Raw genomic sequence first — 13,279 nt, 5'->3', positions numbered from 1 at the left:
CCTAAGTCGGGGTGGCCCGCAAGAACGCCGATACCGGCACCCACGACCGCTACTGCGCTTAGCCCTCCGGCCGCAAACACACGACGGATGGTCCCCAATAGCGGCCCGTACCCCGCGCTTCGTCAAGGCCGCCGGCGGCAACGCAGCCTCGACGAGGCATCACAGACACGCGGCCGGCAACTGGCCCGCCTGCAGTGCTACGTCACGAGTCTCCGTGCATCGGTCATGGCGGCAACGGAACGGAAATCATCGGCTCCTACCACGTCGAGCAGTCCTTCCGGATGAGCAACATAGATCTGCGGGCCGGACCCATGTTCCACGGCACCCGCGACGCCATGGAGGCACACCTGACGATCGTATTCACCGCGTTTGTTATCTCCCGCACCGTCCGGAACAGGACGGGGAGCGCGGTCACCAACGTCGTCAAACAAGAACTCCGACCATTTCGCACAGCGACGATCGCCATCAACGGCACGCCTCAAGGTTCGCCCCGACATCAGCGCCGAGCAGAAGGCCATCCTCGAGGCGATCCAAGACCCGAAACTTCACGCATCGAAGGAAATTAGCCAAGTCAGGTCAAACAGGCAGCCGCCCAGCAGGAACCAGCAGGCCTTTCACCGTAGGCGTGAGTTCGATACCGGGCTCGGGGACGCCCTGGGTTGGAGCGTCCGGCCCGGGCGCTGGGAGGAGTCCACTAGTTTGGCCTCCGTCGGCGCCGAGTCTAGCTGCTCCACATTTGGATAAGCGTAAGCCAGCGAAGCCTTCGAAGCGCCGTTAGCTTAGTTTGCTTTTACAGTAGCGACTCTGCGCCTTGGGAGCCTAGAACTCGGGGGGTCCTGTGGTGGTTCATTGCCGGTGCCGTAGTAGGTGTAGGCATAGGCGTCAGGACCTTTCGAAGGGAGTCTGTTGAGCACTACTCCAAGCACATTTGCACCGACCAAATTGAGAGCACTGAGTGACTTCTCAAGATCGTGGGCTCTAGCTGTATGTGATCCGACCACGACAACGATCCCGCCGACATGCTGGGACAGAACTGCGGCGTCTGTGACAGGCAAGAGAGGCGGAGCATCGATGATCACGATGTCGAAAGCCTGCTCCAAACGTGACAGCAGATTCTGCATACCCTCCGAGCCGAGAAGTTCACTGGGGTTTGGCGGGATCCGACCGGAAGTCAAGACGTAGAGGTTATCTTCGCCCCAGGGTTGCAGTAGGTCATTAACATCTGCCTGTCCCACGAGCGCCGTGGTCAACCCTGCGTTTCGATCCAAACCGAGATACTCGCTAATCATGGGCCTACGCAGGTCTGCATCCACTAGACAGACGGTCTGCCCGGCTTGAGCGAGCGCAATTGCCAAATTAGTTGCGGTAGTGCTTTTGCCTTCGCCTGGGAGGGACGACGTGAGAAGGACAGTGCTGGCGTTGCCTGTCACGTTAGCGAACTGAAGATTGGTGCGTAGCTGCCGGAAGGACTCCGCTCGTGGGCTCTGCGGAGCGGTTTGGGTCAAGAGCGGCTTACCTACTGCGCTTTGATCAAAGGTTATGCCTCCGAGGAGCGGTGCGTCCGTGACACGGCGAAGATCAGCTTCACCCCTCACCCTGTTGTCTAGAGTCGTTCGTAGAGTGGTGAATCCCACTCCCAGACCGAGGCCGATGATTAGTCCCAGCAGCAGGTTTAGACGTGTATTCGGCGCTGAGGGCAGTTCTGGAGCTTTGGCCGGTTTCGTGATGGATAGGCTGACGGGAGACGAGCCCCCGTTTTTGGGTCGTTCCAGTTTATCGACAGTGGCCACCAAGCTGTCGGCTATGCCTTGGGCGGTGCTGGCGGCTTGCACCGCGGACTGATCACTGACCGAAATATTGATGAGAACGGTGTTTGGGTCGGTACTGGCCCGAACCCGCGTCGCTAACTCTTCGGCGGAGGTCGTCAGGCCGAGGGAGTCAATGGCGGGTTGAAGCACGATTGGAGAAGTTACCGTCCGAACATAGGACTGCACTCGTGCCTGACTGAACGTATTGCCTTGCTGGAGTTCTTGAGCGGTGCCGGAGTTTGAGATCGCCACAAACAACTGGGTTTCGGCCGTAAAGGTTGGCTTTGTAAGTATTGTGACAGCTCCTCCAATGAGGAGCCCGCCTAATGTCGAAGCGACTATGAGAATCCAGTTGCGACGGAATATCCGAAGGTAGTCGCGTAAATGCAAGCCGGGTCCCCCTGTTTAGTTGCTTAGGCGTTCTGTATGCGCCGAGCGGATGGCATAGTCGTGTGTTTCCTGCAATTGTACCCGTCAACGAGTATCTACATCCTCAAACACCAAGAACGTCTGCGTATCCTGCACCCCCGGCATTGACTGCAGTTGATCGAAGATCACTCGCCTCAGGTGGACGTTGTCCATAGCTCTCACTAACAGGATGACATCGAAGTCGCCGCCCACGAGGGCGATGTGGTGCACCTCGGGAATCGCCCGAAGCTGCTCCCGTAGCTCCCGCCACGAATGCTGCTGCACCTTCAGCGTCACGTAGGCCGAGGACTTCAGGCCCGCCTTGATGGGATCCACTAGCGCTGTGAACTTGGTCAGCACACCTTGGCCCGTCAGCCGCGCAATCCGCGTGTAGGCGTGTGCCCTGGATATATGTACGTTTTCGGCCACTTGGGTCACTGACATCCGGCCGTCCCGCGTCAGCTCGGCGATGATATTGCGGTCCACATCGTCGAGCGGCACCGCTGCCTGGTCCTCGTCCGCCCCTGCCATTCGTCCAGAACTCCTGCCCGTTACGCAGATCACATTTGCAATCTGTCTTTCAGAATAGTGGTTCCCGGCGTACTTCTCCACGATTCGTGATGGCACTGGATACGAAACATCGTCCGGGACCATACTGAAGGTGAATAGTGGCTAAAGAAGGACGGACCAATGACGATCTCCGCAGACCACACCGCGCCCGGCGCGGCCCGGCAGGGCCAGCTTGCCCCGGAGCCGGCCGAGGACACCTACCTGCCCGGCGCAGCCGCCGAGGCCGTGCGCAAATTCGGCATCACCGCCGAGGACTACATGCTGCCGGCCCGCCATCAGATCCAGATGGTGGACCAAGATGGCAATCTGAAGCACCATTCAGAACAGGGCGCTGAACCGGGCCACGAGTATCCGCTCCCCGACGACGGCGAACTCCTGACTGCGTACGAACAGCTCGTCGTCGGCCGGCGGGTCAATGATCAGAACTCCGCGCTGGTCCGCCAGGGCCGCATGGCTGTCTACCCGTCCAGCCACGGCCAGGAGGCCTGTCAGGTAGCCGCGGCCCTCTGTTTGGCAGAAGGTGACTGGATGTTCCCCACCTACCGCGACGCTGTTGCCGTCATGGCCCGCGGTGTCGACCCGATCGAAGCCATGACCATCTTCCGGGGGGACTGGCACGGCGGCTATGACCCCTTGAAACACAAAGTCGGCATCCAGTGCACCCCCCTCACCACCCAGCTGCTCCACGCCGTAGGCGTCGCACACGCCGCCAAGCTGCGTGGAGAGAACATTGTGGTGCTGGCCATGTGCGGCGACGGCGCTACCAGCGAAGGCGACTTTCACGAGGCCCTGAACTTCGCCGCAGTCTTCCACCTGCCCGTGATCTTCTTCGTACAGAACAACCAGTACGCCATTTCCGTGCCCCTCGCGCACCAGTCGGTCGCCCCGTCGCTCGCCCACAAGGCCGTGGGCTACGGCATGGCCGGCGAGCGGGTGGACGGCAACGACGTCGTCGCCCTTCTCGCCGTGCTGGACCGCGCCGTCAAGCTCGCCCGCGAAGGCTCGGGTCCGCTCCTGGTCGAAGCCCACACCTACCGGATGCAGGCCCACACTAATGCGGACGATGCCACCCGCTACCGCCAGGACAGCGAGGTGGCCCAATGGGTTGCCAGGGATCCGCTCACACGCATGCGCAAGTACCTCACGGACAGGGGGTTGCTGGACGACGGCGGGGACGCCCGGATCACTGAGAAGGCGGAGGCGGTTGCCACCCAGCTCCGCGCCGGTCTCGGTGAAGAGGTGCCCGTCGATCCCCAGAACCTGTTCAAGTACGTCTTCGCAAACCAGACCACGCAGCTTAAAGAACAGTCTGCTCTCCTCGCCAACGAGCTCGCCCGCGACGCCGCCGGAGCTGCACCCGAAACGGAGGACACCAAGTGAGCCCCACCATCACCACTTCCTCCGAGGCCAACGGCAACGTCAGCTCAGCGACCGCACGTGCCGCTGCGTCGGCCGCCGCCACTGCCGAGGCCACGGGGCCCCAGCCGGTCACCATGGCCAAAGCGCTCAACACCGCCATGGCGCATGCGATGAGAGCAGACGACTCGGTGCTGGTCTTCGGTGAGGATGTCGGCAAACTCGGCGGCGTCTTCCGCATCACCGACGGTCTCATGGCCGCCTTCGGTGAGCAGCGCTGCTTTGACACACCCCTGGCCGAGTCCGGCATCGTCGGCATGGCAGTGGGCATGGCCATCAACGGCATGCGTCCCGTCATCGAGATGCAGTTCGACGCTTTCGCTTACCCGGCCTTCGAGCAGATCGTCAGCCACGTGGCCAAGATGCGCAACCGCACCAAGGGCCGGGTGAAGCTGCCCATGGTCATCCGGGTTCCCTACGCCGGCGGCATCGGGGGAGTGGAGCACCACTGCGATTCCTCCGAGTCCTACTACGCCCACACTGCTGGGCTCAAGGTCTACACCCCGGCCACGGTGGCCGACGCCTACCGCATGCTGCGGGAAGCCATCGACTCGGATGACCCCATCATGTTCATGGAACCCAAGAAGCTTTACTGGTCCAAGGATCTGGTGGACCTTGAGCTGCTTCGTGAGGAGTACGAAGGGAAGAACGACGGCGGGCGGATCATCGAGGGCAGCGCCGTCGTGGCCCGTTCCGGCACTGACGCCACGCTCATTGCCTACGGGCCGTCCGTTCCCACGGCGCTGGCGGCGGCCGCCGCGGCTGCCGAAGAGGGGCGTTCGCTCGAAGTCATCGACATCCGCACCATCGTGCCGTTTGACGACGAGACCGTCTCGGCCAGCGTCCGGAAGACCGGGCGGGCGGTGGTGATCGCCGAGGCGCACGGATTCGCCTCCGTGTCTTCGGAAATCGTTGCCCGGGTCCAGGAACGCTGCTTCCACCACCTTGCCGCTCCGATCCGACGCGTCACCGGCTTCGACGTTCCGTACCCCGCGCCGAAACTCGAGCACTACTACCTGCCCGGCGTTGACCGCATCCTCGACGCCGTAGACGACCTCCAGTGGGAAGACTGATCAGATGACCGAAACGAAAGTGTTCCTCCTGCCCGACCTCGGCGAAGGCCTGACCGAAGCCGAACTCCTGAACTGGCTCGTGGCGGTCGGTGACGAGATCCGAGTGGACCAGCCCATAGCGGAGGTGGAGACAGCAAAGTCAGTAGTAGAGGTTCCGTCCCCGTATGCCGGCACTGTCGCCGAGCTGCATGGCGAGCCCGGGCAGACCCTGGACGTCGGCAAACCCCTGATCTCGGTGACCCCGCTAGTTGAGCTCGTCGAATCCATGCCTGCCGAAACTCCAGTGGTCGAATCAGTGGAAACCAAGGAAACCGCAGCAGCCGAAACCTACCGCACAGAAGAACGAGCAGGTTCCGGCAACGTCCTCATCGGTTACGGAACACCAGGCGGCACCGCGACCGTCCGCAGAACGCGCCCGCCGCGCACTACTTCACTGGTCGAGCCTGCCGAGACCAAGCCAGAGGGAGCGGAAGCCAAACTCACGACGCCTGCCGACGATGCAATACTTCTGCGGACCCGCGTCCCCGGAAAATTAGGGGCCGTCATCTCACCGCTGGTCCGCCGCATGGCCAAGGAACATGGCGTAGACCTCGGCCACATGCAGGGCTCCGGGGAGAGCGGCCTGATCATGCGCCGGGATGTTGAAGCAGCAATTTCCAAGCCGCTGGTGGTGGAGCCGGAAAACAAGCAAGCGGAAACCCCGCTGGTTGAGCCTGTCGAAAACAAGGCGCTCGAAACCAGGCCCGTCGGAGCCAGCAGTCACCCTACTGATCCGCGGACCGGTCTCGGAATCGCCAGCCGCACCCCTGTTCGTGGCGTCCGCAAAGCCGTCGCCACAAACATGGCCCGCAGCCGCACCGAGATCCCTGAAGCAACCGTTTGGGTCGATGTTGACGCAACCGCCCTTGTGGAGCTGCGTGCAGGGCTCAAGAAAGGGAACCCTCACAATGCCCCCGGGCTGCTCGCCTTCATCGCCCGCTTCGTTACGGCAGGATTGAAGAAATATCCCGAGCTGAACACCCGTTTTGTGAGCGCAGAGGACACATCCGGCGGGGAGTCCCAGGAGATTCTGTCATTCGACGGCGTCAACCTCGGCTTTGCAGCACAAACCGAGCGCGGGCTGGTGGTCCCGTCGATCCGCAAAGCGGACAAGCTCACCGCCCGGGAACTGGACACAGAGATCAAGCGGCTGACCGCCGTTGCGCGGGATGGGAAGGCGACGCCGGCTGAACTCGGCAGCGGAACCTTCACGCTGAACAACTATGGCGTGTTCGGCGTTGATGGGTCAGCCGCGATCATCAACTACCCCGAAGTGGCGATTCTCGGCGTCGGACGGATCATTGACAAGCCGTGGGTGGTCGATGGCGAACTTGCCGTTCGCAAGATCACTGAACTGACACTTACTTTCGACCACCGCGTGTGTGACGGCGGAACAGCCGCCGGGTTCCTGCGTTACGTCGCGGATGCTATCGAGAACCCCGGGGCTGCGCTCGCCGACCTGTGAGGCGCTGCCGGTACCTACGCGGCAACGTCCGAATGTTCGGAGCAGCTGACGGTGGCCACCAAGCTGGTTCCGTCAGTTCGGTACGACGTGACGTGGTTGGTGATTTCCTTGCACTCCTCGCAGAAGTGCCTGTGTTGTTTAGTCCCCATAGGCAGATCTTACCCAGAGGTTCATTTCGCCTGAGTAAAACATGGTCCCGTGCAGTTGTCTTGGCGGGAGGACGGCCGCTGCTTCCCGGATAATCCCCAGCTTGATGGGTAGAATCTAGGCCAGACCAACGGTAACGCTCCCGAACGTACGGAGAAGAAATGTCACGATGGCTCGACGTCGGTGCGGACAACTATGTCTTGGTAACAGAAGGCTCCAAGCTCAACACCGGGCTGATTGTGGGAACCGAGCGGGCCATGGTGATCGACACCGGATGCGGTCCACGCCAGGGCAAGGAAATCCTGGATGCCGTCCGGGAGAAAACCCCGCTGCCCCTGGTTGTCGTAAACACTCATGCCCACTACGACCACTTCTTCGGGAACGCCATCTTTGCCGACGCCGGAGTCGAGGAATTCTGGGCTCACGAAAACTGTGCCGAGGAGATCGGCGAAAACGGCGATGCGCAGCGCAGCGAGGTCACGGAGTCCGAGCCGGAGATGGCTGCGGGGGAGGGCCAGGACGTGGAGTTGGTGGTTCCCAACGCCATCGTCCGTGACCAGCCTGTGCTTGTGGACCTTGGCGGGCAAACAGTCACCCTGTTCTATCTGGGCCGCGGGCATACGGACGGTGACCTTCTGGTGGGAACCACCACCACCTTGTTCGCTGGAGACCTTGTGGAGCAGGGCGCCCATCCGTCCTTCGAGGACTCCTACCCGGAAGAGTGGGCAGATGCCCTGCGGCATCTCTCTGCCCTCCGCCATCGCTACGAGTTCCTTGTGCCCGGGCATGGCGAGCCGTGCAGCGACCGGTTCGTCAAGACCATGGCTGACACCATGACCACGGCCGTCCGGCAGGCGCGGCAGTCCATCCGTGACACGCCTGCGGACGCCACTAAGGCCATACCCGTGCTGCCGTATGGGCCAGAGCAATCTCGCTGGTTCATCAAGCGGTTGCAGGAAACCCGCTCCCAGCACTGAAGCGCGTACTCTGTTCACTCCGAGTAGCCAGCATCCGCAAAGACAGGTAATGACTACGCTGGGGACCCCTGGCAAACGTCCCTAGGTTTGGGACATGAAGACCGGAATCAGCGTAGCCATCCGCCGCTTCATCGAGCAGCACATTGTCGCCGATGACCCGTTGCCTCAGCGGTCCTGGCTTGACCAGCAGGACATGCCTCGCGTCCAGGCTGTCGCCAGGGCAGCCATTGCCGGACTTCCCGTGGATCCGTTGCCTCCGCTTCCCGGCCGCCGTGCCGGGCACGGTCGGCACCCGCAGCGCCTCCGCCGGATGGTTCGCGGTCACAGCCGCGCCGACGGCAGCTAGTTTGCGTGAAGCCAATCGCCCGTTCCTCTTGAGCATTTCTTGAGGAACTCCTGAGCTTTCCTTGAGTTTGCATGCATAGCATCTCCCGCGTGAGGACTTATGGGGGAGCCCGCTATGGCCGCGCTAGTCGGCGGGAGATGCGCATTCGACATGTCCGTGTCCTTTCTTACTTGGGGCTCGCTGCACTGGCAGTGACGACCGCAGTGATAGTGGTTCTGGCTCTTCGACGGTAGAGCTGCGTGCAGCGCAACAACTGAACATTTGAGTGGCTTGTTATCTGGGCGTGTCCAATTGGACAGCGCCCTTAACTGCTAAGTAGGCTGGCCACTGATCCAGATTATGGGGGATCCCACTTCCAGCCACTGATCGCGCCCGGAGCAATGCTGCTTTCGGGCGTCGAAGGTGCTGCCGCTTCCGGAGGTCTCGACCGTGGCTTTCACCGATTATGTTCTTGCACTGTCTGGCCTCCTTGGCAGCCTGCTGCTTCCCTTTGCCGGGCTGTACTGGATGTTGAGGCTCAAGCGCCGCGCTGTCGCCCCCGTGGCGGCTTCGGGCCGGGTGAAGTAGGCGTGCCGTACGTCGACATCAACCCACACCGAAACCGGCCTAAATGGTGGGGCTACGTGGCACTTGGCATCCTTCTGGTGGTGACAATCGCTGTCGTAGCCACAGCCCTCACACACCATTGATAAGGCAGGCTCCGGGTTCCTCGAATTGCGATAGCAAGGCTGCTGGCCATTCTGTGATCCGGCAGCACCTAGAATGGCTATTTGAACCACACTGATTGACAACCACAGCGGGACGCCGCTGCAAGTCCCGGGGGGACCGAACATGCCCGAGCCAGCGGATAACCGATTAGCCGACGCCGTGACCGAGGAGGAGCAGCCTGAGCTGCGCCGCCGCCGCTACCGCCGCCGCAACGACGACGGCTCCGACGCCTGGACAGGAACCTTCCCCGCCGTGACACCTGAACCCACCGCACCGCCCCTTCCCGTCCGAAGTTCGTCCTGGGCGGAGGCTGCGGCCGTCGCCGACGCACTTTCCGATGCTCCGCCGTCGCCGGCAAGCCCGCCCGCCGCGCCGACCCGGAGACCTGCGGCATCGCCGCCGTCTGGCATTCCCGAAAGTCTCCCGGAACCCGAGGCGCCGGAGGCAGACGCCACCGCGCTGCCGACGTCCTTTGTACGTGAGCAGAAGCCGCGCCCGAAGAAGGGCTTCCGGGGCTTCCTGTACCGGGCAACCGGCGGCGCCTGGAACCTGGGTCCCAGCGCGCAGGAGCGCGAGGAGGACGAACTGGCCCGCCGTATATCGCGCCAGCTCCAGGGCAGCTTCAACACCGCCGTCCTCAGCCTCAAGGGCGGCATCGGCAAGACCTCCACGACCGTTGGCGTCGGGCTCACCCTGGCCGAGTTCCGCGGCGACCCGCCGTGCGCCATCGACGCAAACCCGGACTCGGGTGACCTCGTGGAGCGTGCCCTCGGCGAGGGCATCTACCAGAAAGCCTCCCCGCGGACGATCACCGACCTGCTCAGGAACATCGACTCGATCGATTCATTGACCGAGCTGTCGCGCTACATGCACCACTCGGGCAGGCTGCACCTCATTGCCGGTGAGCAGGACCCCGAGGTGTCGGACTCGCTCACGGCCGAGGAGTACCTGCGGATCCGTAAGCTCATCAGCAGCTACTACTCCGTGGCGCTGACGGACTGCGGCACCGGTGTCACGCACAATGCGATGAGCGGGATTCTGCAGTCTGCGGACAATCTGATCATCGCCGCCGGCTACGCGGTCAGCGGTGCCAAACGCGCCCGCAGCACACTCCAGTGGCTGGCCGGGCACGGCTACGAGGAGCTGGCCCGCAACGCGATCGTCGTGATTACGGACAAGGACGAGGTGTCCAACCGCGTGGACAAGGATGCCATCGAGGAACATTTGGCAGGGATGTGCCGGGAACTGATCGCAGTACCGCACGACAGGGGTGTGGCGGACGGCGACCTGGTTACGCTCGATCACCTGAAGCCCGAGACGCGTAGGGCGTACAAGGAGATCGCAGCTGCCATTGTTGACGGCTACCGGTAGGCTTAGCTAGCGATTGCTTGATTGGACGCCGGACAGGGGCTGGGCGGGACGGTGCGCAGCAAGCCCCGATCTCCCACGGTGGAAGGTTGGACTAGTGCAGCGTTGGCGACGGCGGCCAGGAGGTCCTTGCTTCCCAGTTCGAAGCGATCCGCAAGCGGAGCCTGAACCCTCCTGCCTGGAAGAAGGCTTCGGCTTTCAGCGGTTAGACAGGCCTGAACGCCGTGGTGCCGTCCGCAAAGAGCCACGGTGACGTCGCCGTGGTGCCGTTCGTCCAGACCGGCCGAGCGATCGTAGTGCAGTAAACCTGCCGCCCCTGGTACTTACCAGTCGTGTTTATCGAGTTCGTGGCGCTCAAGAGCGCCGTCTTTGAAGCGGTCGTCGCGCCACCGCCGACAACGTTTCCGTCTGTCTCGGACGATGGCGTGCCTTTCTTGCGCCGCAGTAGACCTGCCGAGTCCATCCAGAACTTATATGAGCCAAGGTTCAGCAGGTTCGGGTCACTGTATGTGCCGCCGAGTGCCAGATTGGCTGCCATGATGACTTCGCGGTAGCTTGTCGCCGGGTTGAGCCCCCGCGATCGAAAGGTCATAAAGTTCTGAGCGCCGTTACGGATGAACCAGTCGTAATTGGTGCCGTCCGTTGACGGGTTACCAAGCACCCAGTCGGGCAGGCCGGACTTGGCGAACACGTACTGGCACGTGCTCGTCCCGCCTGTCACTAACTGACGGACATTGGAGTAGGGCAGCAATTTGATCTTGTTGGTGTTGCCGTTGATCAGCGGTTCACGGGCGCTGATGTTCAAATCGATGGTCCGGTCGTTGGTATCCGCGAGGGTAACGATGTTCGCGCCCGTCGGCTGAGGCTCCGGGACGATCACGTCGAGCTTGACATAGTTCGTCGTCGATGGAATGTTGATCAGCGCAGTCGGTGTCACTGCATCGGTCGAAACGATGTAGTGGAACGTCAGGTCACCGTAAATGGCTCGCGCGCTGGCAAAATCAACGATAGGGCCCGCTGTCTTCTCGAATGTTATGTAAGTGTTCGCAAAGCTGATGTTGTTGGCGGTCAACACCATGTGGGGGCCCGTCGTGACGCGGGACTCCATTTTGCAGTTCGCGAACAGGAGCATCCCTGTCTTGGTGTCGGTGTAGCCGGCCGGGCGTGCGGCCTCGATAGCGGGTCCGTAATAAGACTCCCACCAGCAGTCGGTGAAGAAGTTCTCCTTCGTCTGCCTGTAGCCGCCATAACCTGAGAGCATTCTCACTGCGCCGGTTCCAGTAGTAGAGCCGCCGCCGTGGAAGCGGCAGTCCCGATACTTGGAGTCCCACACCTGGTGCTGTTCCAGCAGTGGTGCACCGCTGGAGTACGACTCGAACTGGACGCGCTCAAACGTGCACGCTGATGCGCCCTTTTGGAGCACCAGAGGAGAAGTTGACCCCGCCGCCGAATTGTAGACATCCAGGTCCAGCACGGTAACGCCGTAGATGCTGGGCATGTAAGCTCCCGTGCCGCTGTAGCCGGGGCCGACCATTCTCAGGATGGGCACATCTACGATGCGCCTGAACCTGGTGTTCTTGCTGCCGTCACCGCTGATCTTCATCCCCGTTGGAATGTTTAGTGTGCCCGTGACGTAGTCGCCGCCAGGAACGAACAAACCCTTGCTCTGCGTGCTCGCATAATCGATGGCCGCTTGAATCGCAACTGTGTCGTCGGTGATGCCATCGCCCTTCGCCCCAAACTGGGGGTCCTTGACATTGGTCGTCGTGCTTTTCCAAGGAATGAACTTCGCGCCCATCGTCTGGGAATCGGGGCCATAAGAGGCAGAAAAGTCAGGAAGCTGGGTAAGTGGGACCTTCGCGTTGACGTCGAGTGCTGCTACGCCCCAGGCGGCGCCTTTCTCGGTAATCGGAACGTATGTCTGAAGGGTCGTGGCGTCTGTCGCGCCGGCCTGCGCGCTGGTCGCCCCGAAAGTTGATACTGCGGAAGCGCAAGTAAATGCCGTTGCCAGAGTTCCGATCCTGAGGAACCCGCGGCGCATAACTCCGCTTTCGCTTCGGGACTCAGCACGCTCCCTTTTGTCATTCTCGCTAGCCATGTCTAGAAGGTATTTCCCCGCTTGGTGGTAGACCACCGTGGAGGATACGCAACTTATTGGGACGGAGTACCCGCGTGGAACAAGTAGTTACTCAGTCAGATCAGTTTCCTCGTAGCGCTGTTTCTCACAGGATGACCCTTTTGGCACGACGGGGGCCGACGACGGTGACCACGTGAACCTCCCTCATCTGAGCCCGAGACACTCGGAAGGCGGACAGGCGAAACGGGAAGTGGTGCTGTCGTTGAACGTCGAAAGAACGCCGAGGCTATCTGGAGGATGGTGGCGATAGTAGGTTCATGTGCCCCCATGCTGTGGGATCAGTACGATGTCTGCATGAGAGCCTCCGAAGAGCACCACCGACATGACGAACAGACACATGAGTTGTTGCGCGTGCTTGAGCAGAAGTCTCAAGAGATGAGCGACATCACGGCTTCGGAGCTAGACGGGGCGGAAACCATGCTTAAGGATCGAAACGAGGCCCTGGTCGCTGCCCAAGAAGAGGTCGTGGCGGTCCGGGCAGAGCTGGACAGACATGTCGGGAGCTCCACAAATTTCGTTCGAAATTACAGAGTGCTTGACCTCCAAAACGGTGAGGAGCTCGAGCGCTTCACGACCGACTATGAGGTCGCCCCCTGGACGGCCGCTAAGCGCATGGCGGGTAGGAAGATTCAACACTATGACCTGCAGGAGCAGCAGCCAGACGGTGCTTGGCTGCCATACAACTCGGACTAGTTCAGCACCTTACACACCAGACGCCTTCTTAGTAGCAGTCCCCTGGGGACCAGAGAGTTGACTACTTCTGATGTCGCCGTCTTTGAGCAGGCAGTCTACTGAGTCTGGCGGTATGGGATCCACT

General features: G+C 61.6%; 11 protein-coding genes. 8 read left to right on the top strand and 3 right to left on the bottom strand.

Features of this window, described 5'->3' with window-relative positions; translation table 11 throughout:
- Positions 1 to 779: 779 nt before the first annotated feature.
- Positions 780 to 2,198 (bottom strand): polysaccharide biosynthesis tyrosine autokinase, encoded by a 1,419-nt coding sequence (locus tag ACFRAH_RS12785; RefSeq protein ID WP_377991253.1) that lies wholly within the window; start codon positions 2,196 to 2,198, stop codon positions 780 to 782.
- An 84-nt stretch (positions 2,199 to 2,282) separates the two neighbouring features.
- The gene (locus tag ACFRAH_RS12780) at positions 2,283 to 2,747 is read right to left on the bottom strand and encodes an Lrp/AsnC family transcriptional regulator (RefSeq protein WP_377991252.1); all 465 of its coding nucleotides are present in this window, start codon (positions 2,745 to 2,747) and stop codon (positions 2,283 to 2,285) included.
- 159 nt (positions 2,748 to 2,906) lie between these two features.
- Here ACFRAH_RS12780 and pdhA point away from each other — a divergent pair, with 159 nt between their 5' ends.
- The 7 genes from pdhA (at position 2,907) to ACFRAH_RS12745 (ending at position 10,328) form a co-directional block, all read left to right on the top strand.
- Positions 2,907 to 4,166 (top strand): pyruvate dehydrogenase (acetyl-transferring) E1 component subunit alpha, encoded by a 1,260-nt coding sequence (gene pdhA / locus ACFRAH_RS12775; RefSeq protein ID WP_377991251.1) that lies wholly within the window; start codon positions 2,907 to 2,909, stop codon positions 4,164 to 4,166.
- Positions 4,163 to 5,275, top strand: a complete 1,113-nt coding sequence (locus tag ACFRAH_RS12770) for an alpha-ketoacid dehydrogenase subunit beta (RefSeq protein WP_377991250.1) — start codon at positions 4,163 to 4,165, stop codon at positions 5,273 to 5,275. Before pdhA ends, ACFRAH_RS12770 begins: the two co-directional genes overlap by 4 nt.
- A 4-nt stretch (positions 5,276 to 5,279) precedes the next feature.
- The gene (locus ACFRAH_RS12765; RefSeq protein WP_377991249.1) at positions 5,280 to 6,779 is read left to right on the top strand and encodes a dihydrolipoamide acetyltransferase family protein; all 1,500 of its coding nucleotides are present in this window, start codon (positions 5,280 to 5,282) and stop codon (positions 6,777 to 6,779) included.
- 308 nt (positions 6,780 to 7,087) lie between these two features.
- On the top strand, positions 7,088 to 7,903 hold the full coding sequence (locus ACFRAH_RS12760; RefSeq protein ID WP_377991248.1) for an MBL fold metallo-hydrolase: 816 nt from the start codon (positions 7,088 to 7,090) through the stop codon (positions 7,901 to 7,903).
- A 94-nt stretch (positions 7,904 to 7,997) separates the two neighbouring features.
- Positions 7,998 to 8,249, top strand: coding sequence for a hypothetical protein (locus tag ACFRAH_RS12755; protein WP_377991247.1), 252 nt, complete (start codon positions 7,998 to 8,000; stop codon positions 8,247 to 8,249).
- 429 nt (positions 8,250 to 8,678) lie between these two features.
- Positions 8,679 to 8,816 (top strand): hypothetical protein, encoded by a 138-nt coding sequence (locus tag ACFRAH_RS12750; protein WP_377991246.1) that lies wholly within the window; start codon positions 8,679 to 8,681, stop codon positions 8,814 to 8,816.
- Between the two features lie 264 nt (positions 8,817 to 9,080).
- Entirely contained in the window at positions 9,081 to 10,328 is a 1,248-nt protein-coding gene (locus tag ACFRAH_RS12745; RefSeq protein WP_377991245.1) for a MinD/ParA family protein, read from the top strand.
- 202 nt (positions 10,329 to 10,530) lie between these two features.
- On the opposite strand, the gene ACFRAH_RS12740 is transcribed toward ACFRAH_RS12745, so the two are convergent.
- Entirely contained in the window at positions 10,531 to 12,423 is a 1,893-nt protein-coding gene (locus tag ACFRAH_RS12740; protein ID WP_377991244.1) for a glycosyl hydrolase family 28-related protein, read from the bottom strand.
- A gap of 333 nt (positions 12,424 to 12,756) precedes the next feature.
- Between ACFRAH_RS12740 and ACFRAH_RS12735 the strand changes: the two genes are divergently transcribed.
- A complete protein-coding gene (locus ACFRAH_RS12735) occupies positions 12,757 to 13,155 on the top strand; it encodes a hypothetical protein (RefSeq protein ID WP_377991243.1) in 399 nt (132 codons plus the stop codon).
- Positions 13,156 to 13,279: the final 124 nt, after the last annotated feature.

Source organism: Arthrobacter sp. NPDC056727 (assembly GCF_042790555.1).
Lineage (GTDB): Bacteria > Actinomycetota > Actinomycetes > Actinomycetales > Micrococcaceae > Arthrobacter.
The sequence above is the reverse complement of the archived record's forward strand: the minus strand, read 5'-3'. Positions and strand labels throughout refer to the sequence as shown.

What these genes read in the sequence shown, in the direction of transcription:
- pdhA (WP_377991251.1), top strand. Translation starts at nt 2,907, where the DNA reads ATGACGATCTCCGCAGACCACACCGCGCCCGGCGCGGCCCGGCAGGGC.
- ACFRAH_RS12755 (WP_377991247.1), top strand. Translation starts at nt 7,998, where the DNA reads ATGAAGACCGGAATCAGCGTAGCCATCCGCCGCTTCATCGAGCAGCAC.
- ACFRAH_RS12745 (WP_377991245.1), top strand. Translation starts at nt 9,081, where the DNA reads ATGCCCGAGCCAGCGGATAACCGATTAGCCGACGCCGTGACCGAGGAG.
- ACFRAH_RS12760 (WP_377991248.1), top strand. Translation starts at nt 7,088, where the DNA reads ATGTCACGATGGCTCGACGTCGGTGCGGACAACTATGTCTTGGTAACA.
- ACFRAH_RS12780 (WP_377991252.1), bottom strand. Translation starts at nt 2,747, where the DNA reads ATGGCAGGGGCGGACGAGGACCAGGCAGCGGTGCCGCTCGACGATGTG.
- ACFRAH_RS12735 (WP_377991243.1), top strand. Translation starts at nt 12,757, where the DNA reads ATGAGAGCCTCCGAAGAGCACCACCGACATGACGAACAGACACATGAG.
- ACFRAH_RS12765 (WP_377991249.1), top strand. Translation starts at nt 5,280, where the DNA reads ATGACCGAAACGAAAGTGTTCCTCCTGCCCGACCTCGGCGAAGGCCTG.
- ACFRAH_RS12740 (WP_377991244.1), bottom strand. Translation starts at nt 12,423, where the DNA reads ATGGCTAGCGAGAATGACAAAAGGGAGCGTGCTGAGTCCCGAAGCGAA.